This is a genomic window from Streptomyces yerevanensis, from assembly GCF_000716805.1.
In the GTDB taxonomy this organism is placed as follows: Bacteria; Actinomycetota; Actinomycetes; order Streptomycetales; family Streptomycetaceae; genus Streptomyces; species Streptomyces flaveus.
On the sequence record NZ_JNWJ01000035.1, the window covers coordinates 1 to 22995 of the forward strand.

A 22995-nucleotide genomic window follows, 5' to 3' on the forward strand; every position below is an offset into this window, starting at 1 on the left:
AGTCGTTCCCACTCGGCATCCGTCAGATCACCCCGTCCCATGTCCATATCAACGACTTGGGAACGGAGTCGTCACATGATCGACCGGACAAGTCCTAGTCGCTCCAGAGCGCTTACGCCGCTTTGGCTTTGGTGGCGTACATGTCGACGTACTCCTGCCCCGACAGACGCATGACCTCCGCCATCACCGAATCGGTGACGGCACGCAGCACGTACCGGTCGCGATCCATGCCCTCGTACCGCGAGAACTCCATCGCCTCGCCGAAGCGAACCGTGACGCGCCCGGGGCGCGGAATACCCGCGCCGCCCGGCTGGAGCTTGTCGGTGCCGATCATCGCGAACGGGACGACCGGGGCGCCGGTCATCAGGGTCAGGCGCGCGATGCCCGTACGACCGCGGTAGAGGCGGCCGTCGGGGGAGCGGGTGCCCTCCGGGTAGATGCCGAAGATCCGGCCCTCCTCCAGGACCCGGCGGCCGGTCATCAGCGCCGCGACCCCGCCGTTCGCGCCGTCCCGGTCCACCGGGATCATGCCGACACCGGTGAAGAACCAGGCCATCAGGCGGCCCTTCAGCCCCTTCCCGGTGACGTACTCGTCCTTGCCGATGAAGAAGACCTGACGGTTGCAGACCAGCGGCAGCACGATCGAGTCGATGAACGTGAGGTGGTTGCCGGCCAGGATGACCGGTCCTGAGCCAGGGATGTGCTCCACACCTTCCACCCGTGGGCGGAACATCAGGCGCATGATCGGTCCGAGCAGTGCCTTGATGAGCGCGAAGCGGGACAACGGGCCCTCCGGTGTCAAGGAAAAGGGATAAGTCTCTGCAGGTGAGGACGATACTCGCGGCCCCCGGGGTGTTGCACACCGGGTTCACGGAGTGGATACGCAGTGTCGCTACTTGTTTACCTTGGGTGTCGCGCTGTTGCACGCCCGACACCTGCATGAGATGTGTGAGGAATGCCGCATCCGTCACGTCCAGGTCCCGTCAACTCGCGCACCGCATACGACACTCAGCATCATCCGCGTGTTCCGTCCCAGGTCTCCCACCCGTCACCCAAGGGCACCTACGATCGTCCGGGTTTGGCAGGTGCAGGGCAGCAACGTGAGGAGCGCTCATGGGGACGCAGGGATCGGACGAGCAGGGGCGGGGCACGAGACGGCGGGCGCTGCTCGGGGCCGCGGTGCTGGGCGCGGGCGGAGCGGCCCTCGGGGTGCCCGGCACGGCCACAGCCGCCGAACGGCACGGCGGCGGGGGCTACAAGAGCCTGCCGGTGCCGACGATCATCGGGCATCGCGGGGCCAGCGGCTACCGGCCGGAGCACACCCTCGGCGCGTACCAGCTGGCCCTCGACATGGGCGCGCACGTCATCGAGCAGGACCTCGTCCCCACCAAGGACGGCCACCTCGTGTGCCGCCACGAGAACGACATCACCGGCACCACCGACGTCGCGGACCACCCCGAGTTCGCCGGCCGCAGGACGACGAAGAGCGTCGACGGCGTGTCCTTCACTGGCTGGTTCACCGAGGACTTCACGCTCGCCGAGCTGAAGACGCTGCGCGCCAAGGAGCGCATCCCGGGCAACCGCCCGCACAACACGCTGTACGACGGCCGCTGGGACATCCCCACCTTCGAAGAGGTCCTGCGCTGGGCCGAGCGCGAGGGCAAGAAGCGCGGCAAGGAGGTGTGGCTGCACGTCGAGACGAAGCACCCCACCTACTTCCGGGGCCTGGGCCTGGGTCTTGAGGAGCGGCTCGCCAAGCTGCTGCGCAAGTACGGCAAGCACAAGAAGAACGCGCCTGTCTTCCTCCAGTCCTTCGAACCCAGCAGCATCCAGCGGCTGAACAAGCTGGTCGACAACCCGCTCGTCGTGCTGCTGTCCTCCGCGAACAGCCGCCCCTGGGACTTCGTCCAGGCAGGCGACCCGCGCACCGTCGCCGACCTCGTCAAGCCCGAGGGCCTGAAGTGGATCGCCTCGTACGCGCAGGGCCTCGGCCCCACCCTCGACCTGATCATCCCGAAGGACGCGAGCGGCAGGCTCACCAGGCCGACCACCCTCGTCGAGGACGCGCACGACGCGGGCCTGATCCTGCACCCGTACACGATGCGCAACGAAAACACCTTCCTGCCCGCCGACTTCAGGAAGGGCACGGACCCGAACGCCTACGGCGATGTCTTCGGCGCCTTCCAGGTCTACTTCGAGACCGGCATCGACGGCGTCTTCACCGACAACCCGGACACCGGACTCCTCGCCCGCGAGGACTTCGTCAACGGCTGAGGTCAACGGCCGGGCCCCGATGCGCCGGTTGGGGTGATAAACGGTCGCTCCGGGCAACCTCTCCCGGAGCGACCGCGTCGTGCCGCATATGACGCATGACATGTCTGCCACGGATATGGCAGCCACGCACAGGTCCGCCACGGGCATGGTCGCCGCGCTCAGTCCGCTGCTCGCCGCCGAAGCCTCCGCGGAGGCGCACGCCTCCGGGGCCGAGCCCGGCGACCTCGAACAGGCCGTCTGGCTGCGGCTCCTGGAGCGCCTCGACGCGGACGGCCCGCCCGCCGACCCCGCCGACTGGCTGCGCGTCGCCGTCCGCACCGAGGCCCGCCGCAGCCGGCGCACCGCGAGCATCGAGCTGCCGTACGGCACCGAGCCCGCCGACGAGAGCGGACCAGGCCCGGAGCAACTCGCACTCACCGCCGCCCGGCGCCGCGCCCTGCACTCCGCCGTGCGCCGGCTCCCCGGCCGCTGCCCGCGTCTGATGGCGGCGCTCTTGTCCTCGCAAGACCTGACATACCGGGAGATCGCGGGGGAGTTGGGTATCTCACAGGGAAGTCTCGGTCCGGAACGTTCCAGATGTCTGGGATGTCTGCGTCGAATGCTCACCGAGGAGGTTGCGTCCCGGTGAGCGCGGGGATAGGAGTGAGGGACAACCGGCGGAGCAGGTGAGCGGGAGGCATGCACACATGGGCATGAGCGTGACCATCTCGGGGGCGACCGAGCAGGACGCCGAACAGATCCTCAAACTGCAGTTCCTCTGCTACCAGAGCGAGGCCGAGCTGTACGGCGACTACAGCATTGAGCCCCTCACCCAGTCCCTCGCCTCCCTCAAGGCGGAGCTGGCGAGCGGCACGGTCCTGGTGGCCCGGCTCGGCGACGAGGTGGTGGCCTCGGTGCGCGGCGCCGTGGACGCGGACGGGACGGCGCGCATCGACAAGCTGATCGTTCACCCGCGTATGCAGCGGCACGGCCTGGGCGGACGGCTGCTCGACGCCATCGAGGCGAGGCTCTCCGAGGGCGGCGCGGTCAAGAGCTTCCAGCTGTTCACCGGGCACCGCAGCGAGCACAACCTCCAGCTGTACCGGAGGCACGGCTACGAGGCCGTGGCCAGGCGGCACGTCCACGAGCGGCTCACGCTGGTGACGCTGGCCAAGCCGGTGGAAGTGGGCGCGTTCGTCGCGAGCGCGTGAGCGCTCCGCTGGGAGGGCGGTTCGAAGCTGCGGGCCTGTCGTGGCTGGTCACTCCCCCACTCTCGGCTGCTCCCCCAGTGCCTTAAGGGCCTGGGGGCCCCAGAGCGGGGGGGACCCCCATCGCGGCGGAGCCGCATATCGAAACAGCCCCGCGCCCCTGAAGGGGCGCGGTACCCCACCGGACTTCGGCAAGCCCGCCTAGCTCTGCTCCGCGGTACGCGCCTTGCGCAGCCAGAACATCGCCGTCACCGGGAGCAGTACGGGGATGAACAAGTACCCCATGCCGTAGTCCGACCACACCGTGGCGTCGGGGAAGGCGGACGGGTCCACGAGGGTCCAGGTGCCCACGGTCAGTACGCCCACGAGCTCGGCGGCGCAGCACACCAGCGCCGCCTTGCGGGCCGTTTCGCCGCCGCGGACCAGGGAGTACGTGATGAAGCCGTACACGAGGCCCGCGACCGCGGAGAGCGAGTAGGCGAGCGGCGCCTTGTCGAACTCCGTCGCGATCTGCACGACGGAGCGCGAGACGGCGCCGACGACCATCACGCCGTACAGCCAGACCAGCAGCATGCCCGGACCGCTGATGAGCCGTGTCCGCGCGGGCTTCTCCTCGGTCACAGGCACCTCAGCCTCCCCAGATGTCATAGAGCCGCACCTGAAGCACGGCGAGCACCACACCGCCGGCCGCGACCGTCACCGAGCCCCAACGGGTGCGCTCCGCAAGCGACATGAAGCCCGCCGCCGGGATGCAGGCGAACGCGCCGACCAGATACGCCACGAAGATCGTCGTGCCCTGTTCCGGCTTCTCGCCGCGCGCCAGCTGGACGATCCCGACCACCATCTGCACCAGGGCGAGCAGTGACACCACCGCCATACCGATGAAGTGCCAGTCCTTCGTCGGCTGGTCGCGATAGGCGGCCCAGCCGCACCACGCGGCGAGCACGAGCGCGGCGACGGCCGTAGCGACCGTCAGGGCATCAAGCATGACGCGACCCTATTACGGGCCAAAAGACCCGATGCGCCCGCCCCCGGGGTGCCCCGCAGGGTCGAGGGCATGAAGATCCAAGCCGATGCCCCACTGTTCGGCAACGGAACGCTCGTTTCGCCCCTTGAGTCGGTGCACCGGTGCTGGACCAGGCGGGTCGAGGGGTACGGGACCACTGCCGAGGAGTTCGCCCGGGTCGATCTGCACGGGCGCCCCGCCGCCGAGACAGCCGCCGACCTGCTGCCCGCGATGGGGGAGGGCCCCGGAGGCCGTCGTACGCATCGAGCAGCCGGAGGTCGAGGACGTGGCGGGCGGCGTGCAACTGCCGCCGGGAGGACCACCGTGGCATTGACCACAACCCACCAGGCCGTCGAGCTGGCCGCGGACGTCGTGGTCGAGGACCTCTCTGCCGTGTCGGCCCTGGTCATGGGCGCGGGACTGGAGATCTCCGCCAGGGTCTGACGTGTGTCCACCGCTGTCCGCGATGCGGACAGCGGTTCCGGGTCACGTGCGTACGTGTGATTCACTTTTTTCATGACCACGACGAGCAGCCGCATCCTTGCGACCGAGGCGACCATGACGCCCGGTGCTCGCTGTATGTGTCGAATGTGCGCCTTCTAGAGGCCCCTGCACCATCTGAGGGCCTCGCGCCCCGAAGCGAGACCGCTCACGTCTGCCCGTACGACCTTCTCGTACGCGACTGAGCCTGCCCCGCGCACGCAGTTCTGCCGAAGCCCGGAGTTCTCCGAGGCCCGGCTTTCATCGCCACCGCGAGAACCGTGCCGCGTTCCCACCGAATGCACCTGTGCCCGGCGCACACCCACGCCCCGCACACGACAGTGACGGAAAACCCCAGTGATCACGACATCAGGCCTCACCAAGGTCTATCGTTCGCGCGGCCGTGAGGTCCTCGCCCTGGACGGCGTCGATCTGCACGTCCGCGAAGGCGAGGTGTACGGCGTCATCGGACAGTCCGGTGCCGGCAAGTCCTCCCTCATCCGCTGCGTCAACCTCCTGGAGCGCCCCACAGTCGGCACAGTGACCGTCGCCGGGCAGGACCTCACGGCCCTGGCCGGGCGCGGTCCGCGCGCCGGCAGGGAATTGCGGAAGGCGCGCAGCCACATCGGCATGGTTTTCCAGCACTTCAACCTGCTGGCCTCGCGGACCGTCCAGGACAACGTCGAGCTGCCGCTGGAAATCCTTGGCACGTCAGGGAAGGAACGCTCCCGCAAGGCGCTCGAACTGCTCGACCTGGTCGGCCTCTCCGACAAGGCCAAGGCCTACCCGGCCCAGCTCTCCGGCGGCCAGAAGCAGCGTGTCGGCATCGCCCGCGCCCTGGCCGGCGACCCGAAGGTGCTCCTCTCCGACGAGGCGACCAGTGCCCTCGACCCCGAGACCACCCGCTCCATCCTCCAACTGCTGCGCGACCTGAACCGGCAGCTGGGCCTGACCGTCCTGCTCATCACGCACGAGATGGACGTCGTCAAGACCATCTGCGACTCGGCCGCCCTCATGGAGAAGGGGCAGATCGTCGAGTCCGGCACCGTCAGCGAACTGCTCGCCACCCCCGGCTCCGAACTGGCCGCCGCGCTCTTCCCGGTGAGCGGCGACGCCTCCGCCGGCGACCGCACGGTCATCGACGTCACCTTCCACGGTGACGCCGCGACCCAGCCGGTCATCTCGCAGCTCTCGCGCACCTACAACATCGACATCTCGATCCTCGGCGCCGCGATGGACACCGTCGGTGGCAAGCAGGTCGGCCGGATGCGTATCGAACTGCCCGGCCGCTACGAGGAGAACGTCCTGCCGATCGGCTTCCTGCGTGAGCAGGGACTCCGGATCGACGTCCTGGGCAAGGAGCCCCTGCTGATGAAGGAAGGTGCCAAGTGACCTGGTCCGAAATGCAACCGCTGCTGGAGCAGGCCTGTTGGGACACCCTCTACATGGTCGGCTGGTCCACGGCCATCGCCATCGTCGGCGGTCTGCCGCTGGGCATCCTGCTGGTCCTCACGGACAAGGGCGGCCTGCTGCAGAACACCGTGCTGAACAAGGTCATCGGGCAGGTCGTGAACGTCGCCCGCTCGATGCCCTTCATCATCCTGATGGTCGCGCTGATGGGCTTCACCCGCTCGATCACCGGCACCACCATCGGCCGCGAGGCCGCCATCGTGCCGCTCGCGATCGGCGCGATCCCGTTCTTCGCCCGGCTCGTTGAGACGGCTGTCCGCGAAGTGGACGGCGGGCTCGTCGAGGCCGTGCAGTCGATGGGCGGCAACACCTGGACCGTCGTCCGCAAGGTGCTCGTCCCCGAGTCGCTGCCGTCGCTGATCTCCAGCACCACCACGACGATCGTCGCGCTCATCGGCTACTCCGCGATGGCCGGCACGGTCGGCGCCGGCGGCCTCGGCGACATCGCCATCCGCTACGGCTACCAGCGCTTCGAGACCGAACTGATGTGGATCACGGTCGCCATCCTCGCCGTGGTCATCTCCCTCATCCAGTTCGTCGGCGACTACGCCGCACGTGGGCTGCACCGCCGCGGCGGACAGTCCGGCGCCGCCCCGCGGCTGCGGCTGCTGAAGGCCAGGGCGCCGGCGAACTCCGGGGCGACCGGCACCGAGTCACCCGCCTCCGAAGCGCCCGCGGCCGACGTCAGCAAGGTCGCCTGACGCCTCGTACGACCCCTCCCATACGTCCCCACCCCACCCGCAGATGTCCCCGCCCACCCTTCGCGGGGTCGCTCCACCCATCAGGAAAGGCACTTTTCGTGCGTAACACCGCCAAGATCACCGCCGCCGTCCTCGCCGCCGGAGCCCTCACCCTGGGACTCACCGCCTGCGGCTCGGAGGAGGCCTCCGGCTCCGGCTCCGACGCGAGCGGACCGCTGGTCGTCGCCGCCAGCCCGGTCCCGCACGCCGAGATCCTCACCTACGTCAAGGACAACCTGGCGAAGGACGCGGGCCTCGACCTGGAGGTCAAGGAGTTCACCGACTACGTCACGCCCAACACGGCGACCGAGGACGGGTCCGTGACCGCCAACTACTTCCAGAACCAGCCGTACCTCGACGACTTCAACAAGAAGAACGGCACCCGCATCGTGCCCGCCGTCACGGTGCACCTGGAGCCGCTCGGCCTCTACTCCGACAAGGTTGAGAAGGCCGACGAGCTGAAGAGCGGCGCGACGATCGCAGTCCCGAACGACACGGTCAACGAGGCGCGGGCGCTCAAGCTGCTCGCGGCCGACGGGGTCATCACGCTCAAGGACGGCGCGGGCAACGACGCGACCCCCAAGGACATCGCGAAGAACCCGAAGAACCTCAAGTTCAAGGAGCTGGAGGCGGCCCAGACCCCGCGCTCCCTCGACGACGTCGACGCCGCCGTGATCAACGGCAACTACGCCATCGAGTCCGATCTCAAGCCCGCCGAGGACGCCCTCGTCCTGGAGTCCGCCAAGGACAACCCGTACGGCAACTTCCTCGCCGTCAAGGAGGGCAACGAGGACGACCCGCGCGTCAGGAAGCTCGCCAAGCTCCTGACCTCCGCCGAGGTGAGGAAGTTCATCGAGGACAAGTACCAGGGGTCGGTGCTGCCGGTCACCTCCGGCTGACGCCGCTTCACCTGCACTCACGGAGTCGACTCGTCGACAATGAGTCGACTCCGTGGTGCAGTTCGGTGCTCACATGCTGCATGCTGGGCAGTTCAGCAGGCCCGACGGTCCCTGAAGGTTACGGAGCGGCGCATGACGAACACCTTCCCCGACATCTCCCTCAGCACGGAGCGGTTGGTGCTGCGCCCTCTCGAGGACGACGACGTTTCCGCCCTCACGGAGATGATGAACGACGAGCAGGTCGTCGCCTGGACGTCGGTCTCGCAGCCCTTCACCGAGGACGCCGCCCGCACCTGGATCACCGAGTACGCGCCCACCGAGCGCACCTCGGGCCGCGGACTCGACCTCGCCGTCACCGAGTTCCTCACCCAGCGTCTGGTCGGCGTCATCCAGCTGAGCAAGGCCGACTGGCACGTACGTGCCACCGAGATGTCGTACATCATCGCGCCCTGGGCACGCGGCGAGGGCTACGCCTCGGAGGCCGCACTCGCCACCGCCCACTGGCTGCTGCGCGACCAGAAGTTCGAGCGCCTGGAGCTGCGTACGGCGGCCGACAACACCGCCTCCCAGCAGGTCGCCCAGAAGATCGGCTGTATCAGCGAGGGTGTCCTGCGCGGCGCCTGTATAGCCAGGACCCGCACGGAGGACGGCGGCTGGGCCGACCTGCGTACGGACTACATCGTGTGGAGCCTGCTCCCCGAAGACCTCGACGGAGTCGGCGAGGAGTCCGCCGACTCCAGCGGTTTCATGTACTCCGACTGGAACTGACTGGAACCAAACGGAGGGGCGGCCGCCGCGCCCCCCGCCCACATCACCACAAGTCACCAGGTACGCTCACGGGGCTCCGCACACCCTCCCCACTCTCGGCTCCTCCCCCCTACTCTCGGCTTCGCTCGAGCGGGGGGACCCCCATGAGCGGGGGAACCCCCATTCGACCTGCGAAGACTTCAGGAGACTGACGACGATGGCCGACCGGGTCACGGTGATCGGCTGGGACGGCTCGCCGCTGACCGATGTGGCGCGCTCCGCACTCGGCGCCGCCACACTGGTGGCCGGCGCGGCCCATCATCTGGCGCTGCCCGAGGTGCCTCAGGCCGCCGAACGCATCCGGCTCGGCAGCGTCGCCCTCGCCGCCCGCCGTATCGCCGGACACCGCGGCAGCGCCGTGGTCCTCGCCGACGGCGACCCGGGCTTCTTCGGAGTCGTACGCACCCTGCGGGCCCCCGAGTTCGGCCTCGAGGTCGAAGTGGTGCCCGCGGTCTCCTCGGTCGCCGCCGCCTTCGCCCGTGCCGGAATGCCCTGGGACGACGCCCAGGTGGTCGTCGCCCACCGTCGCACCTTGCGACGCGCGGTGAACGTGTGCCGTGCCCACACCAAGGTCGCCGTCCTCACCTCGCCCGGCGCCGGACCGGCCGAACTCGGACTGCTCCTCGACGGAGTGCACCGCACCTTCGTCATCTGCGAGGAACTCGGCACCGACCGCGAACAGGTCACGATGCTCACCTCCGACAAGGCCGCCGACCACACCTGGCGCGACCCCAACGTCGTCATCGTCCTGGGCGGGCCCGTCGCCTCGACCGAGCGCGGCGGCTGGATCGCCGGACGCGACCCGGGCGCGGGCCCGCGCGGCTGGGCCCTGCCCGCCGAGACGTACGGCGGCGCGGTCGGCGAGGGCGAGAACGAGCCGCTGCGCGCCGCTCAACTCGCCCATCTGGGACCGCGCGTGGGCGACCTCGTCTGGGACATCGGCTCCGGCAGCGGCGCCTTCGCCACGGAGGCCGCGCGCTGCGGCGCCGGGGTCATCGCCGTGGACCGCGACCAGAACGCCTGCGCCCGCGCCATGGACGCCGCCCGCCGCTTCGGCGTACAGCTCCAGATCGTGCACGGCACCGCGCCGCACATCCTGGAGAACCTGCCCGAACCCGATGTCGTACGCGTCGGGGGTGGGGGTGCCGCGGTGGTCTCCGCCGTCGCCGATCGGCGCCCCCAGCGGATCGTCACGCACGCCGCGACACGCGACGCGGCCGAACTCATCGGCAGGGACCTGACGGAGCACGGCTATCAGGTCGAGTGCGCGCTTCTGCAGTCCGTCGAACTGGACACCCGCGCCTGGACGGAGAAGGAACGGAGCGTCGCGTTCCTGCTCTCAGGAGAACTGGGGCGGCGCGATGGGGGTACCCCCAGGCGTTGAGCACTGGGGGAATCTCGTTGAGGGGTGGTGGTCGGGCGACGGGCGGGCCTGCCCGACAGCGCCCCGTGATCCTGGTGTCGTACCGCTCGCGGTAGGCTGACCGATCGTTGTACTGCGTCGGCTTGTCCGAAATTTCGTCGGTCAATGTCCGGAAAACGGCCCCGTTTTGGGGTGCGCGTGGTACGGCGCACCCGGAGGGCGCGCAACGTGGCGCAGTCCACAGCGGGCCGTGGCGGGATCACCCTGCCGCGGTGGACGACAGACCGCGACAATGCTTGTCAATGGCTTTGTCGACTGTCGTTCGTGCCGCCTGGCACGCATGCTCGTTCTTCACTGCGAGCGGTCGGTGTGCCGCTCCGGACGAGCAGGTCGTAGAGCACAAACCGATGGGCGAGGGGTACGCATGACCGACACCGGCCAGATCCCGGGCGAGGGACTGCCGGAGAGCGCAGGCATGGTGGAGCAGCCGGGCGCCCAGGCGCCGGGTGCGTACCCCTACCTCTCCGAGACCCCCGCCGAGGACCACGAAGACCTGTTGCTGCTGCCGGGCGCCCAGGGCGCCTGGGGCAACGAGGTCTCTCCGCCGCCACCGGCTCCCGTCCCCGAGGTCGTGCATGAGCCCGGGCCGCATGAGATGTCGGGCCGGGACAGCGGATCGGTCGATCTGGGAGGCGTTCGGCTGCCAGAGCCCGAGCCTGCTCCCGAGCCCGCATCTGTGTCCGCTCCCGAGCCTGCACGGCAGGCGCCCGCGGCCCGCCGTCCGCTGCACCTCGGTCCGCCGACACCGGACAGCGCCGGGAGCCCGGTGCGTTCGCTGGCCGACCGGGGTCCGGCCGGCCCTGTGGCCGTACGGCAGTCCGGTCCGCCCACGATGGGTCCCGAGTACCTCGACGTTCCGCGCGACGAGATCGCGTTGCAGGGGGCGGCACCTTGGGGGGCCCGGGGTCAGGCGGGCCTTGAGGGGGGCGCCGCAGAAACGGTCGTCCGGGGTGTCGAGGAGGGCGACGGAGCGGGGCCGGGGCAGGGCTCCGAGGGTGTGGGGGTCGGTGAGGTTCCTCAGGTCGGCCAGGAGGTCGGGGCTCCGCAGGTCGTGGAGGAGGCGGTCGGTGAGGGGGCTTCTGGTCCTGATGCCGCCCAGGGTTCCGATGTCGGCCACGGTTCCGAGGCCGTGGAGGCTTCCGCCGACGTGCCGGTGACGGAGTCCGTACCAGTTCCCGAGGTCCAGGGTCCCGCTGAAATCCCGGACGCCGCACAGGAGTTCGCGGCTTCGGCTCCGCGCAACCCGGAAGCCGAGCAGATCCCGCAGGCCGCACCCCCGGAGGCTGCCTACGTCTCGGATGACGTGCCCGGGGCAACGGAACACCCCGCACAGCAAGGGGAATCGGGACAGTACGAGGAACCCGCACAGCACGAGGAACCCGTACACCTTGAGGCTCCCGCGCAGGCGGCGCACACGCCCCAACACGCGGAAGCCGCGCACTTCCAGCCCGTCCCGGCGGTCTCGCACTTCCCGCAGGCGCCCGAGCCCCAGCTGCCTCCGCACGCCGCTGAACCGCAACTCCAGGACCACGCCGAGCAGTTCACGGAAGCCGAGCCGCAGGCCTCGGTCACCGGCGCGGACGAGGCGGCGCAGCCCGTGGCCACCGAGGAAGCCGCGCAGTTCGCGGAACACGCGGAGGCATCGGGACAATTCGACGCCCAGGCCCATGCCCCGGCCCCCGCCGAGCCGCAGCAAGCCGCGCTCGCCGACGCCGCAGTACACGCGCAAGCCCCCGAGCAGGCCCAACCCGACCAATCTCTCGGCCAGTTCGTGCCCGTCGAAGGCACCGTCCCGACGACGCCCCACCTCGCCCCGACACCCCCGCATGCCATGACCATCCCGCCCCTTCCGGAGTCGGAACCCCTCCCGGAGGCGGAGCACCCCGCAGAGGCGGAGCACCCCGCGGAGGAGGCACCGGCCGCCGAGGAGGAGCCCGCGCCCGCCGCCGCGGAGGCCGCTGAACCTACGGACCCTGAGCACCCCGTCGTCACGTTCCCGGCTCCCCGCGAGGTCGAACAGACTGAACCGGTCGCCGCCGAGCCCGAGGCAACTCCCGTACCGGAGCCCACCGTTGAGGACGCCGAGGACGCTGAGGACCCGGCACAGCAGCAGCCCGTAGCGGCCCAGCAGGCGGAGGACCTGGACACCCGTGCCGCCGCCGATCAGGCCGAGCGAGCCGAGCAGGCAGAGAGCACGGCCCACGTCATGAAGGTACGCGAGTCCACCACCCCCGCCGCCCCTGGCTACGACGACGCCGAGCGCGAGGCCGTCCTGCGCGTCATGCGCGAACGCCGCGACATCCGCAACGGCTTCCGCGGTGATCCCATCCCGCACGAGGTACTGCTCCGCGTGCTGGAGGCGGCGCACACCGCGCCGTCCGTCGGTCACTCCCAGCCCTGGGACTTCGTCGTCATCCGCTCCGCCGACACCCGGCGCACGATGCACGAACTGGCCATGCGCCAGCGCGACGCGTACGCGAAGTCGCTGCCCAAGGGCCGCGCGAAGCAGTTCAAGGAACTGAAGATCGAGGCCATCCTCGACACCCCGGTGAACATCGTCGTCACCGCCGACCCGACCCGCGGCGGCCGTCACACCCTGGGCCGCCACACACAGCCGCAGATGGCCCCGTACTCCTCCGCGCTCGCGGTCGAGAACCTGTGGCTGGCCGCCCGTGCCGAGGGCCTCGGCGTCGGCTGGGTCAGCTTCTTCGACGAGCGCGAGATGGTCCGCACCCTCGGCCTGCCCGAGCACCTGGAGGTCGTGGCGTACCTCTGCGTGGGCTACGTGGACGAATTCCCGGAGGAGCCGGAGCTGCTGCAGGCCGGCTGGTCCAAGCGCCGCCCGCTGTCCTGGGTCGTCCACGAGGAGACGTACGGCCGCCGTGCCCTGCCCGGCGAGGAGCCGCACGACCTGCTCGCCGAGACCGTCTCCAACATCCGCCCGCTGGACGCGAAGGCGCTCGGCGAGGCATGGGAGCGCCAGAAGCGCATGACAAAGCCCGCAGGCGCGCTCGGCATGCTGGAGATCATCTCCGCGCAGCTGAGTGGCCTGTCCCGGATGTGCCCGCCCCCGATCCCGGAACCGGCCGCCGTCGCGATCTTCGCGGGCGACCACGGCGTGCACGCCCAGGGCGTCACCCCGTGGCCGCAGGAGGTCACCGGCCAGATGGTGGCCAACATCCTGGGCGGGGGAGCGGTCGTCAACGCCTTCGCCAGCCAGGTCGGTACCGAGGTCTGCGTCGTCGACGTGGGAGTCGCCTCCGACCTGCCCGCGACCCCGGGCCTGCTGCCGCGCAAGGTCCGGGCCGGCACCGCCGACATGACGACCGGCCCCGCGCTGACCCGCGAGGAGGTCAAGCAGGCGATCGAGGTGGGCATCGACACGGCCCGCGACCTGGTGGCCGCGGGGAACAAAGCCCTGATCACCGGCGAGATGGGCATCGCGAACACGACCGCCTCCGCCGCCCTGATCGCCGTCTTCACGGACACCGACCCCTCAGAGGTGACCGGCCGCGGCACCGGCATCAACGACGAGACGCTGGCCCGCAAGACCGAGGTCGTACGCCGCGCCATCCAACTCCACCAGCCGGACCCGTCCGACCCCGTCGGCGTCCTCGCCGCGGTCGGTGGCCTCGAACACGCCGCGATGGTCGGCCTGTTGCTCGGCGGCGCGTCCCTGCGTACGCCGGTGATCCTGGACGGCGTAAGCGCCGGCGCCGCCGCCCTGGTGGCCCGCGCCATCGCCCCCGAGGTCCTGGCAGCCTGCATCGCGGGCCACCGCAGCGCCGAACCGGGCCACGTGGCGGCCCTGAACAAACTGGGCCTGCGTCCCCTGGTGGACCTGGACCTCCGCCTCGGCGAGGGCACCGGCGCCCTCCTGGCCCTCCCCATGGTCCAGAGCGCAGCAAGGGCAATGCACGAGGTGGCAACGTTCGACTCAGCAGGGGTAACCGAAAAGTAAGCGAACCAGACTCCGGAGTCGTTGGTCTGTGGGCAGTCGTTCCGCAGGGCGGAACGGGTGGGCACAGGCCAACGACGGCCCGCACCCCACAACGTTGCCCACCCGCCCCCCGGTTCCGGGAAGGGGCGGGCCTGGGGAAAGAACCCCTCCCACCCCAGCCACCCACCACCCCGCACCTTAAAATCCGCATGTCAGGGGCGCTCCAGAGCCGCAGTGCCCCGCCCCCGCACCGCCGCATGAGGGAGCCGCACCTCCATGGCCGAACACCCCGCCTACCCCGTAGGCCTCCGCCTCACCGGCCGCCGAGTAGTAGTCCTCGGCGGCGGCCAGGTGGCCCAGCGCCGCCTCCCGGCCCTGATCGCAGCAGGCGCGGACATTCACCTCGTATCCCCGACAGCCACCCCCTCCGTAGAGGCAATGGCAGACGCAGGCGAACTCACCTGGGAGAGGCGTCCCTACGAGGAGGGCGACCTGGCCCAGGCCTGGTACGCCCTGATCGCCACCGGCGACACGGCAGCGAACACAAGGGCCTCGGCCGAGGCAGAAGCCCACCGCGTCTGGTGCGTACGCTCCGACGACGCGGACGCGGCCACAGCCTGGACCCCCGCGACGGGCCACAGCGAAGGCGTCACCGTAGCCGTCCTCACCACGAACGCCCGGGGCCGCGACCCCCGCCACACCGCAGCCATCCGCGACGCGGTGGTCGAGGGCCTCCGCGACGGCACTCTCGTAGCCCCGCATCACCGCACCCGCACCACCGGAGTCGCCCTGGTCGGCGGCGGCCCCGGCGACCCGGACCTGATCACGGTCCGCGGCCGTCGCCTCCTCGCCGAGGCGGACGTGGTGATCGCGGACCGTCTGGGCCCCCGCGACCTGCTCGCCGAACTCCCGCCGCACGTCGAGGTGATCGACGCGGCGAAGATCCCGTACGGCCGTTTCATGGCCCAGGAAGCCATCAACAACGCGCTCATCGAGCACGCGAAACAGGGCAAGTCCGTGGTCCGTCTCAAGGGTGGCGACCCCTTCGTCTTCGGCCGCGGCATGGAGGAGGCCCAGGCGCTGGCCGAGGCGGGCATCGCCTGTACGGTCGTTCCCGGCATCTCAAGCTCGATCTCGGTCCCGGGCGCCGCGGGCATCCCGGTCACGCACCGGGGGGTGGCCCACGAGTTCACGGTCGTCAGCGGTCATGTCGCCCCCGACGACGAGCGCTCCCTGGTCGACTGGCCGGCCCTGGCCAAGCTCCGAGGCACCCTGGTCGTCCTGATGGGCGTCGACAAGATCGGCGCCATCGCGCGCACGCTGATCGACAACGGCAAGCCGGCCGACACTCCCGTGGCCCTCGTCCAGGAGGGCACGACGGCCGCCCAGCGCCGGGTCGACGCGACCCTCGAAACGGTGGCCGAGACCGTCAGCGCCCAGGACGTGAAGCCCCCGGCGGTCATCGTCATCGGCGACGTGGTGAACGTAGGCCCGGACACCTCCGCGTAACCCGGGGTAACCCAACCCTGTCCGAGCCGTTGGCACCGCACCCAGGACAAGGCAGTATCACCCTGTGGCCGATCTCATCACCGTTGAGGAACCCGACGACCCGCGCCTGCGCGACTACACGGGCCTGACCGACGTCGAGCTGCGCCGCAAGCGCGAGCCCGCCGAGGGCCTGTTCATCGCCGAGGGCGAGAAGGTCATCAGACGTGCCAAGGACGCCGGTTACGAGATGCGCTCGATGCTGCTCTCCGCCAAGTGGGTCGACGTCATGCGCGACGTCATCGACGAACTCCCGGCCCCGGTGTACGCGGTGAGCCCCGAGCTCGCCGAGCAGGTCACCGGCTACCACGTGCACCGCGGCGCCCTCGCCTCCATGCAGCGCAAACCGCTGCCGACCCCCGACGATCTGCTTCAGACGGCCCGCAGGGTGGTCGTCATGGAGTCGGTCAACGACCACACCAACATCGGCGCGATCTTCCGCTCCGCCGCCGCCCTCGGCATGGACGCGGTCCTCCTCTCACCGGACTGCGCGGACCCGCTCTACCGCCGCAGCGTGAAGGTCTCCATGGGCGCCGTCTTCTCCGTCCCGTACGCGCGTCTCGACACCTGGCCCAAGGGCCTGGAGACGGTCCGCGAGGCGGGTTTCGCCCTCCTCGCGCTCACTCCGGACGAGAAGGCCAAGAGCCTCGACGAGGTGGCCCCGCACCGGATGGAACGGGTCGCCCTGATGCTGGGCGCGGAGGGCGACGGCCTGTCCACCCAGGCCCTGGTGGCCGCGGACGAATGGGTCCGCATCCCGATGGCCCACGGGGTGGACTCGCTGAACGTGGGAGCAGCGGCAGCGGTGGCCTTCTACGCGGTCGCGACGGGGCGCCCTCAGCCCTGAGGCTCCGTCTCGATCGTCGACTCGTACCGCTCGGACATCAGCTGCCCGTCCAGCGGTTTGAATTCCGCCTGTACGGGCTTCAGTTGCCGCTGCTCACCGCCGAGCCCGCGCTCCGGTCCCTGGCACCCTTGCGCCGCCGCGATCCCGAGCGCCACCAACAGCGTCACCACGACGAACACGAAGAGCCGCTGCCGCAGCAACCGCGGATTGGCGGGCCGCCGCCCGGACCCGGTGTTCCGCGGCCCCGGACGCCCGGCACCACTGCGCGGCGCCGCAGGCCGGCCGCCGGAGCCGGAGCGCGTCGAGTTGCCCCGCGACGGCACCGGTCGCGCCCCGTTCCGCGACGGCGTGCTGTTCCGTGGCGGCGTACCGCTCCGCGGCGGCGGGGGAGTGCCCTGCGTACGCCGCTGGGTGCGCTGGTCCGGGTGGTTCTCGGTGAGCCTCCCCGTCGGCCGGTCGGCCTCGCTCACGCGCGGCGCGGGCGGCCGGGCGGCACTCAGCCCCTGCGCCTCGCGGGACGCGATCTCCTTGAGCCGCAACGACAGTTGAAGCGTGCTCGGCCGCTCCTCCGGATCCTTCGCCAGACAGGCCCGTACGAGAGGGGCCAGCGCGTCCGGCACGCCCTTCAGCTGCGGCTCCTCGTGCACCACCCTGTAGAGCATCACTTCGGAACTGCCGTGCCCGAAGGGCGAGTCGGTGGTCGCCGCGTACGCCAGCGTGGCGCCGAGCGCGAACACATCCGTGGCCGGTGTGACGGTGGCACCCCGCACCTGCTCGGGCGCGAGGAAGCCGGGCGACCCCACCGCCGTACCGACGTGCGTGAGCGTGCTCGCACCCGTCGCCCAGGCGATACCGAAGTCGATGATGCGTGGCCCCTTCGGGGACAGCAGGATGTTCGACGGCTTGAGGTCCCGGTGCACGACACCGGCCTCGTGCACGGCGACGAGCCCCTCGGAGAGGGCGGCGCCGACGGCCGCGACCTCGGCCGCGGAGAGCGGCCCCTCCTCGGCGACCTTGTCGTGCAGCGAGGGCCCGGGAACGTACTGCGTCGCGAACCACGGACGGTCCGCTTCCAGATCCGCGGCGACGAGCCGGGCGGTACACCCGCCCCGGATCCGCCGCGCCGCCGACACCTCGCGCGCGAACCGCGACCGGAACTCCTGGTCCTCCGCCAGATCCGGCCGGATCACCTTCAGCGCGACTCGCTGGCCACGCCGGTCGGAGCCCAGATAGACAACGCCCATCCCACCCGCGCCGAGCCGTCGGTGGATCTTGAACGAGCCGACGGCACGCGGGTCCTCGCGCCTCAGGCGCATCATCGCCATGTCCATCCCCGCTGCCCGGTCCGTTTGACGTGGCACAGCTTACGTTTCCGTGGCCGGGTGCGCGCAGAGGCCGCGCCCTCGCGGCCCGGCCGATTGTCAGTGCCGGGTGCGAAACTTGAAAGATGGTCAGGGGACGGGCGAATACAGCGGCTTTGGGCTGCCGGGATCCCCAACCATCGGTCGCAGAAGGGGGATTGGGCCCGTGAAGGGTGATCGAGTGGAGATAGTCGTGGACGCCGGGGACACGACGCGCACATACGAGGTGGTGGCGAGCCGCGCGGGGCGCCGGGTGGAGACGGCGGTCCGCAGAGGAGTCGTGGAAGTGAGCGAAGTCACTCGCAGCGGAGGGGTGGTCCGCACGGCCCGGTTCATGGCGAACAGGGTGCTGGCCCTGGTCGAACAGCCCGTGCCCAGGGAGGACAGCTCGGAACAGACAGGGCAGACCGGACGTCCCCTCCGGGAAGACCCCGAGACCTAGGACCTCGTCTCCACCCAGGGGAGTACTCCGCAGGTCGTCGGTCATCCTCCGGGAGGCCCGGCAATCGGTACGACGGCATGACGCCCCATGGGCCTCGCCCACCTAGATTTGAAGTCAAGCGGCGGGTGCAGCACTCGTCCCCCGAGGTCAGACACCCGCCGCTGCCAGACAGCAGGAGATCCAACAACAGCCAGAGCTTCATCAACAGAAGGTCAGGAGAGGGACCATGGCGGACACGGCACCGCGGACGATGATCCGCACGCGGGGACGCAGGGCGCACAGCGCCACGTTCGGTACCCGCCGGTCCGGCCAGCGCCACCCCTTGGTGGCGACGGCCATGGTCCTTCCCCTGGCGACCCTGCTCGTGGTCGTTTTCGGCGGCTGGGAAGCAGTGGTCACACAAGCGTCGTCCGTGGGCGTGATGCTGGGGCGCTGAGCGGCGCCCCAGGCCCGGAAGAGCGGTCCGGGCGGGGACATCCGGCCATGAAACCCCGTGGGGACGGGGGTGCGGCGGACGGCACAAATGCCCGCGCAGCTGGGGAGCTGCGCGGGCGTTTTTGTGCGCCTAAACCGGCGCCGCTCTCGCGGACCTGGTTGCTCGCCGTTGTGGTTGCTCAATTGATGGTTGCGGTTCGAGGCCTGTTTGCTGGCTGCGTACGCTCACAGGGTTGCCCCGGGCTTGCGGGGTTGAGCCGGCGACGTACGACCTCAGGGGGATCCGAGTGACTGTAGAGGTGCTGCCCACTCTCGCCGCGAAGGTACGCGCCGCGGTGCACCCGGGTGCGGGTGTCTGCGCCTGCGGCACCGAGGCGTCCTCCGTACTGGCCGATCGGCCCGACGGCACCGTCGTCCGGCATGCGGACACCGTGGCGAAGGCGCACGCCCCCGGCACCGATCCCGGCGAGCTCGCGGCACGTATGGCCGTCGCCGCGCACCGGGCCCTCGACGGCGTCCTTCTGGCGCCGCTCAGCCCGGGTGCCGCCGAACTGCACGGCCGCCTGGTCACGTTCTGGCCGTACGGCACCCCCGTGGACCCCGAAACCCCTGAAGCCGCCCCCTGGGAGGAAGCCGCCACCCTCCTCGCCCGCCTCCACCGGACGCCCGAAACCGTACTCCCGTCCGGCCTGCCGCCGATGCGTGGCCCGGCGAAGGCGGCTCGCGCCATCGCCCGCCTCCATGCGGCCGGCCCTCACCCGGCAGCCGCTCCGGTCCTGCGAGCCTGGTCCGTCCTCCCCGCCTGGGCGCGGGACGAAGCCTCGATGCCGGATACCCGCACGCTGTGCCACGGTGACCTCCACCTGGGCCAGCTTGTCCACGACCCGGGCGGTGCCTGGCTGCTGATCGACATCGACGACCTCGGCCGGGGCGACCCCGCGTGGGATCTGGCCCGCCCCGCCGCCTGGTTCGCCTGCGGCCTGCTCCCACCTGACGAGTGGATCCGCTTCTTGACGGCGTACCAGAAGGCTGAGGGCCCCGCGGTCCCCACGGACACCGATCCCTGGCCCGCTCTGGACGTCCCGGCCCGCGCCCTCACCGTCCAGACGGGGGCCCAAGCGATCGCGAAGGCGATGACGGCCGACCGTGCGCTCGACGAGGTGGAGGTGGCGGTGATCGACGCCTGTGACCGAATGTCCGCACACCCGCCGGAGTTGGCGCCAGGTTTCCCGACGTAGGGTGCAACCGACCGAAGCCGGGCAGTGTCTGTCCTGGCGAAGCAGTACCGACCGGCGAGGAGTTGAGCCGACCATGCAGTGTCCGAAGTGCCGTGCGCCGATGCACACGTACAACCGCAATGGCGTCCAGATCGAGCAGTGCAGCGGCTGCCGCGGGATCTTTCTCGACTACGGCGAGCTGGAGTCGCTGACCCGCCTGGAGTCCCAGTGGCAGCAGCCCGCGCCGCCGCCCCCGGCCGCTCCGGCGGCCCCGCAGGCCTACCCCGCCGCGCCCGCGCCCGCATGGGGCGCCCCGCACGGTGGCCATGGCGGTCACTACGGCCACAAACGGCAGAAGAGCTTCGGCCACATGCTCTTCTCCTCCTGACCACGTCCGAGGAGTACCCCGCATGACGAAGCCCCGGCCGTACGAGACGGCCGGGGCTTCGGCTGGTGCGCGATACTGGGATTGAACCAGTGACCTCTTCCGTGTCAGGGAAGCGCTCTCCCGCTGAGCTAATCGCGCGGGCGGCCTGTCCGGGCCGGTGAGGAGATATTGGCACGCCTCTGGCCTGCACCGCAAATCCGTTGACGTCCGTGGACGTTCGCCGCTGTGCGCGCCGGTTGTCACGCAGTTAGTCACTCAGTCGGCGCGGTTAGTCACTCACTGCGGCAGGTCTGGACTGAGGTCGGTGGAATCTCGCCCTGCTGTTTGCCCCCTCGATGCCAACCATGGGCGCGACGGTCGCTGAAGGTCGCTGTGGTGGTCGAGCGGGTTCCTGAGATCGCTGGCTGGTTGGCCGTGGTCGCCGTGGTTGCTGTACTTCACTGCTGTACAGCAACCATCGTTAGGGCCGGAGCAACTTAGCGAGGATGATCGCCGCCACTGCAGAGAAGAGCCACGGCTTCCTGATGCTCCGGACGACAGCATCACGGCTCAGTTCCCTGATGAGCACGACCAAGGCGAACATCAGGAGTGCACCCGGTAGCAGGTCAACGACGGATTCAGGGATTCCCATGTGGGGCATGCCGAGATAGTAACCAGGTGCTGCGGCGTCCCGTCCTGCTCGTCGCGCCCGCTCAGTGCATCGGCGCTGACGCGGGCTGTGACGGGCTCGAATTGCCCGCTGCCATGTCGATCTGATGAGTTGCTGCGCTCAACCCGACTCTGCGGCGGTGAAGATGTTCCACGTGGAGAGCATCCACACCGACGCAGCGGCCGCCGTCCGGCCCTTACACCGAGCCCAAAGGTTCATGATGATCACCTTGCCCTCCTGGAGTCGCTTCGAAAGATCGAACGACGGACAGATGGTGGAGGCGGTGATCACGCACATCGCGATGAGCCATACCGGTTCGGGAGTCGAGTTCAACCCAGCAACCCCGAGGAGTGTTGCACACGACGTAGCGGTCGGCGGAGCGACTTTGGCCGGGAGCTGCTTTGGCGCGAGTGATCATGGCCCCGTAAGCTTCCGGCGCGTCGGGCAGTCTGTGGACCTGCCCGTTAAAGCACGACGTTGGGGCCATGATCTTCGAGGCTCGCGCCAAAGTGGCTGGCTAAAGTCGCGGAGCCGACCGCCCCAGCCACAGCGGGTCTTCCCTTGTCCGCCCGCAGCCCGTAGCGCGCCGCCGGGCGGGGCCGCCGCTGGCGAAGACAGAGCGGCGGCCCCGCCAACAAGGCGGCGCGCGCCCGCGCCGTGCGCGGGTCTTGATTAAGTAGAGAAAATTTGACCGCGCTAGCGGCTTCTCATGCCGCTCTGAGGTCCTTGGGGCATGTTGCGAGCCTCTCACCAGCGGCTTAGTCGTTTGTCTCGAAGTGTCATATGCGAATCTTGAAAGACGGTTTGTCTCACATGAGACGCCGCAGGACTATGGAGCCATGTCCACACGGCGAAATCGGAGCCGCACGAAGACCGCTCAACGACGTCCACAGGTGACGATCTCAGGGCCTTCTGCTGCCACCACTCCTGAAGATGCCCGCGCCGATGCAGTACGGCGTCTCATCGAGCCTGGGAAGCAACGTCTTCACCTCGTAGCGGAGTTGGAGACCGTGGACACCGCCCTGCGCCCCTTGGTTGTTGAGGCCGTCCGGGCAGGCGTGCCGTATAGGCGCATCGCCGAACTCACGAGCATCTCTCGTGCGACGGTGGCGCGTTGGGGCAGTGGGAGCGCTGACAGCGCGTAGGAGAACCTCGGGGGCCGTGCCCGCTCCCCACCCAAGCCGTCTGGCCACGGTGGAGGACGCCTTCCCGTCGCTGGTCGACGACGTCGGCGTCAGGGTTGTGGCTCACCCCGAACTCCGAGCTGACCTATTCCGAGCCGATGACGACCTGTTGGTCACGACCCTGGTGGATGGGCTCGCTCCTGCGCTTTCCCCTGTCCTCCACCTACGTCGCATCGGTCCTGCGCCGCTTACTGCGGGTTACCTGACTGCGTTGGACCATGTCTTCACCAGGGCCACTCCCTGGGCGTCGATCAATGACCAGGAGTCCAAGGGGCGCGTGGGGGACACGGCGGACTGATCGGAGCCTGAAGATCCACTCATCGGTAGTCACGCAGATAGTCACTCGCTACGCGCCAGAGGCCGTCTCCCGTATCGGGAAACGGCCTCTGGCCTGTGTGGACGATACTGGGATTGAACCAGTGACCTCTTCCGTGTCAGGGAAGCGCTCTCCCGCTGAGCTAATCGTCCTTGGAGGTGGAGACGGGATTTGAACCCGTGTAGACGGCTTTGCAGGCCGTTGCCTCGCCTCTCGGCCACTCCACCAGGGGCGTGGGGTTCGGGAAGATCCCCACTTCCTGCGAGCGGACGACCAGGTTCGAACTGGCGACCTCAACCTTGGCAAGGTTGCGCTCTACCAACTGAGCTACGTCCGCTTGTCTGTTCCGCTCCGCTCGCGCGGTTCGGTGACGTGTTGAACTCTA

At 69.8% G+C, this 22995-nt stretch carries 20 protein-coding genes, 4 tRNA genes and 1 pseudogene; 16 read left to right on the top strand and 9 right to left on the bottom strand.

The features are described from left to right. Nucleotides 1–112: 112 nt before the first annotated feature. The gene (locus tag OP79_RS30695; RefSeq protein WP_033324850.1) at nt 113–784 is read right to left on the bottom strand and encodes a lysophospholipid acyltransferase family protein; all 672 of its coding nucleotides are present in this window, start codon (nt 782–784) and stop codon (nt 113–115) included. A 329-nt stretch (nt 785–1113) separates the two neighbouring features. Between OP79_RS30695 and OP79_RS30700 the strand changes: the two genes are divergently transcribed. The 3 genes from OP79_RS30700 to OP79_RS30710 all read left to right on the top strand — a co-directional run bounded on the left by OP79_RS30700 (nt 1114) and on the right by OP79_RS30710 (nt 3464). Continuing rightward, nucleotides 1114–2274 (top strand): glycerophosphodiester phosphodiesterase, encoded by a 1161-nt coding sequence (locus OP79_RS30700; protein WP_033324852.1) that lies wholly within the window; start codon nt 1114–1116, stop codon nt 2272–2274. A gap of 100 nt (nt 2275–2374) precedes the next feature. Then, nucleotides 2375–2902 (top strand): RNA polymerase sigma factor, encoded by a 528-nt coding sequence (locus tag OP79_RS30705; RefSeq protein ID WP_245685507.1) that lies wholly within the window; start codon nt 2375–2377, stop codon nt 2900–2902. Between the two features lie 58 nt (nt 2903–2960). Next, a complete protein-coding gene (locus OP79_RS30710) occupies nt 2961–3464 on the top strand; it encodes a GNAT family N-acetyltransferase (RefSeq protein ID WP_033324855.1) in 504 nt (167 codons plus the stop codon). A gap of 198 nt (nt 3465–3662) precedes the next feature. On the opposite strand, the gene OP79_RS30715 is transcribed toward OP79_RS30710, so the two are convergent. Then, nucleotides 3663–4109 carry a hypothetical protein gene (locus OP79_RS30715; protein WP_033324856.1) on the bottom strand — a complete coding sequence of 149 codons (447 nt, stop codon included), beginning with the start codon at nt 4107–4109 and terminating at the stop codon, nt 3663–3665. Next, nucleotides 4090–4449 carry a hypothetical protein gene (locus OP79_RS30720; RefSeq protein ID WP_033324857.1) on the bottom strand — a complete coding sequence of 120 codons (360 nt, stop codon included), beginning with the start codon at nt 4447–4449 and terminating at the stop codon, nt 4090–4092. The genes OP79_RS30715 and OP79_RS30720 overlap by 20 nt, the downstream gene beginning before the upstream one ends. Before the next feature lie 69 nt (nt 4450–4518). Between OP79_RS30720 and OP79_RS51085 the strand changes: the two are divergent. The 9 genes and pseudogenes from OP79_RS51085 to OP79_RS30765 form a co-directional block, all read left to right on the top strand. Continuing rightward, a pseudogene (locus OP79_RS51085) lies at nt 4519–4783 on the top strand (HAD family hydrolase); the annotation flags it as partial. Nucleotides 4784–5304: 521 nt separating this feature from the next. Further along, nucleotides 5305–6339 carry a methionine ABC transporter ATP-binding protein gene (locus tag OP79_RS30730; RefSeq protein ID WP_033324858.1) on the top strand — a complete coding sequence of 345 codons (1035 nt, stop codon included), beginning with the start codon at nt 5305–5307 and terminating at the stop codon, nt 6337–6339. After that, nucleotides 6336–7118, top strand: a complete 783-nt coding sequence (locus tag OP79_RS30735) for a methionine ABC transporter permease (RefSeq protein WP_033324859.1) — start codon at nt 6336–6338, stop codon at nt 7116–7118. Before OP79_RS30730 ends, OP79_RS30735 begins: the two co-directional genes overlap by 4 nt. Before the next feature lie 98 nt (nt 7119–7216). Next, nucleotides 7217–8056, top strand: coding sequence for a MetQ/NlpA family ABC transporter substrate-binding protein (locus OP79_RS30740; RefSeq protein ID WP_033324860.1), 840 nt, complete (start codon nt 7217–7219; stop codon nt 8054–8056). 132 nt (nt 8057–8188) lie between these two features. Next, entirely contained in the window at nt 8189–8824 is a 636-nt protein-coding gene (locus OP79_RS30745; protein ID WP_033324861.1) for a GNAT family N-acetyltransferase, read from the top strand. A 196-nt stretch (nt 8825–9020) separates the two neighbouring features. After that, complete coding sequence (cbiE, locus tag OP79_RS30750) at nt 9021–10247, top strand: precorrin-6y C5,15-methyltransferase (decarboxylating) subunit CbiE (protein WP_033324863.1); 1227 nt, start codon at nt 9021–9023, stop codon at nt 10245–10247. A 403-nt stretch (nt 10248–10650) separates the two neighbouring features. Beyond that, nucleotides 10651–14247 (top strand): nicotinate-nucleotide--dimethylbenzimidazole phosphoribosyltransferase, encoded by a 3597-nt coding sequence (gene cobT, locus OP79_RS30755; RefSeq protein ID WP_033324864.1) that lies wholly within the window; start codon nt 10651–10653, stop codon nt 14245–14247. 255 nt (nt 14248–14502) lie between these two features. Then, the gene (gene cobA, locus OP79_RS30760) at nt 14503–15735 is read left to right on the top strand and encodes a uroporphyrinogen-III C-methyltransferase (protein WP_033324865.1); all 1233 of its coding nucleotides are present in this window, start codon (nt 14503–14505) and stop codon (nt 15733–15735) included. A gap of 64 nt (nt 15736–15799) precedes the next feature. Continuing rightward, the gene (locus tag OP79_RS30765; protein WP_033324867.1) at nt 15800–16618 is read left to right on the top strand and encodes a TrmH family RNA methyltransferase; all 819 of its coding nucleotides are present in this window, start codon (nt 15800–15802) and stop codon (nt 16616–16618) included. Here the strand turns inward: OP79_RS30765 and OP79_RS30770 are convergent. Continuing rightward, nucleotides 16609–17949 (bottom strand): serine/threonine-protein kinase, encoded by a 1341-nt coding sequence (locus OP79_RS30770; RefSeq protein ID WP_078492118.1) that lies wholly within the window; start codon nt 17947–17949, stop codon nt 16609–16611. The two genes, OP79_RS30765 and OP79_RS30770, sit on opposite strands and share 10 nt — an antisense overlap. A 196-nt stretch (nt 17950–18145) precedes the next feature. Here OP79_RS30770 and OP79_RS30775 point away from each other — a divergent pair, with 196 nt between their 5' ends. The 4 genes from OP79_RS30775 (at nt 18146) to OP79_RS30790 (ending at nt 20461) form a co-directional block, all read left to right on the top strand. Further along, complete coding sequence (locus tag OP79_RS30775; protein WP_033324869.1) at nt 18146–18421, top strand: hypothetical protein; 276 nt, start codon at nt 18146–18148, stop codon at nt 18419–18421. Between the two features lie 226 nt (nt 18422–18647). Beyond that, nucleotides 18648–18857 (top strand): hypothetical protein, encoded by a 210-nt coding sequence (locus OP79_RS30780; protein WP_033324870.1) that lies wholly within the window; start codon nt 18648–18650, stop codon nt 18855–18857. A gap of 286 nt (nt 18858–19143) precedes the next feature. After that, the gene (locus tag OP79_RS30785; RefSeq protein WP_033324871.1) at nt 19144–20094 is read left to right on the top strand and encodes an aminoglycoside phosphotransferase family protein; all 951 of its coding nucleotides are present in this window, start codon (nt 19144–19146) and stop codon (nt 20092–20094) included. Nucleotides 20095–20167: 73 nt separating this feature from the next. Beyond that, entirely contained in the window at nt 20168–20461 is a 294-nt protein-coding gene (locus tag OP79_RS30790; RefSeq protein ID WP_033324873.1) for a TFIIB-type zinc ribbon-containing protein, read from the top strand. Nucleotides 20462–20524: 63 nt separating this feature from the next. Here OP79_RS30790 and OP79_RS30795 read toward each other — a convergent pair. From OP79_RS30795 to OP79_RS30820, 5 genes are all read right to left on the bottom strand, one after another. Continuing rightward, a tRNA-Val gene (locus OP79_RS30795) sits at nt 20525–20599 on the bottom strand. Nucleotides 20600–20921: 322 nt separating this feature from the next. Then, entirely contained in the window at nt 20922–21101 is a 180-nt protein-coding gene (locus tag OP79_RS30800; protein WP_033324874.1) for a hypothetical protein, read from the bottom strand. 1589 nt (nt 21102–22690) lie between these two features. After that, nucleotides 22691–22762, bottom strand: a tRNA-Val gene (locus OP79_RS30810). Between the two features lies 1 nt (nt 22763). Continuing rightward, nucleotides 22764–22837, bottom strand: a tRNA-Cys gene (locus OP79_RS30815). A gap of 37 nt (nt 22838–22874) precedes the next feature. Beyond that, nucleotides 22875–22947, bottom strand: a tRNA-Gly gene (locus OP79_RS30820). Between the last annotated feature and the right edge of the window lie 48 nt (nt 22948–22995).

What these genes read in the sequence shown, in the direction of transcription:
- OP79_RS30780 (WP_033324870.1), top strand. Translation starts at nt 18,648, where the DNA reads ATGGCGGACACGGCACCGCGGACGATGATCCGCACGCGGGGACGCAGG.
- OP79_RS30715 (WP_033324856.1), bottom strand. Translation starts at nt 4,109, where the DNA reads ATGACATCTGGGGAGGCTGAGGTGCCTGTGACCGAGGAGAAGCCCGCG.
- cobT (WP_033324864.1), top strand. Translation starts at nt 10,651, where the DNA reads ATGACCGACACCGGCCAGATCCCGGGCGAGGGACTGCCGGAGAGCGCA.
- OP79_RS30745 (WP_033324861.1), top strand. Translation starts at nt 8,189, where the DNA reads ATGACGAACACCTTCCCCGACATCTCCCTCAGCACGGAGCGGTTGGTG.
- OP79_RS30800 (WP_033324874.1), bottom strand. Translation starts at nt 21,101, where the DNA reads ATGCCCCACATGGGAATCCCTGAATCCGTCGTTGACCTGCTACCGGGT.
- OP79_RS30705 (WP_245685507.1), top strand. Translation starts at nt 2,375, where the DNA reads ATGTCTGCCACGGATATGGCAGCCACGCACAGGTCCGCCACGGGCATG.
- OP79_RS30720 (WP_033324857.1), bottom strand. Translation starts at nt 4,449, where the DNA reads ATGCTTGATGCCCTGACGGTCGCTACGGCCGTCGCCGCGCTCGTGCTC.
- OP79_RS30710 (WP_033324855.1), top strand. Translation starts at nt 2,961, where the DNA reads ATGGGCATGAGCGTGACCATCTCGGGGGCGACCGAGCAGGACGCCGAA.
- cobA (WP_033324865.1), top strand. Translation starts at nt 14,503, where the DNA reads ATGGCCGAACACCCCGCCTACCCCGTAGGCCTCCGCCTCACCGGCCGC.
- cbiE (WP_033324863.1), top strand. Translation starts at nt 9,021, where the DNA reads ATGGCCGACCGGGTCACGGTGATCGGCTGGGACGGCTCGCCGCTGACC.
- OP79_RS30700 (WP_033324852.1), top strand. Translation starts at nt 1,114, where the DNA reads ATGGGGACGCAGGGATCGGACGAGCAGGGGCGGGGCACGAGACGGCGG.
- OP79_RS30770 (WP_078492118.1), bottom strand. Translation starts at nt 17,949, where the DNA reads ATGGACATGGCGATGATGCGCCTGAGGCGCGAGGACCCGCGTGCCGTC.
- OP79_RS30790 (WP_033324873.1), top strand. Translation starts at nt 20,168, where the DNA reads ATGCAGTGTCCGAAGTGCCGTGCGCCGATGCACACGTACAACCGCAAT.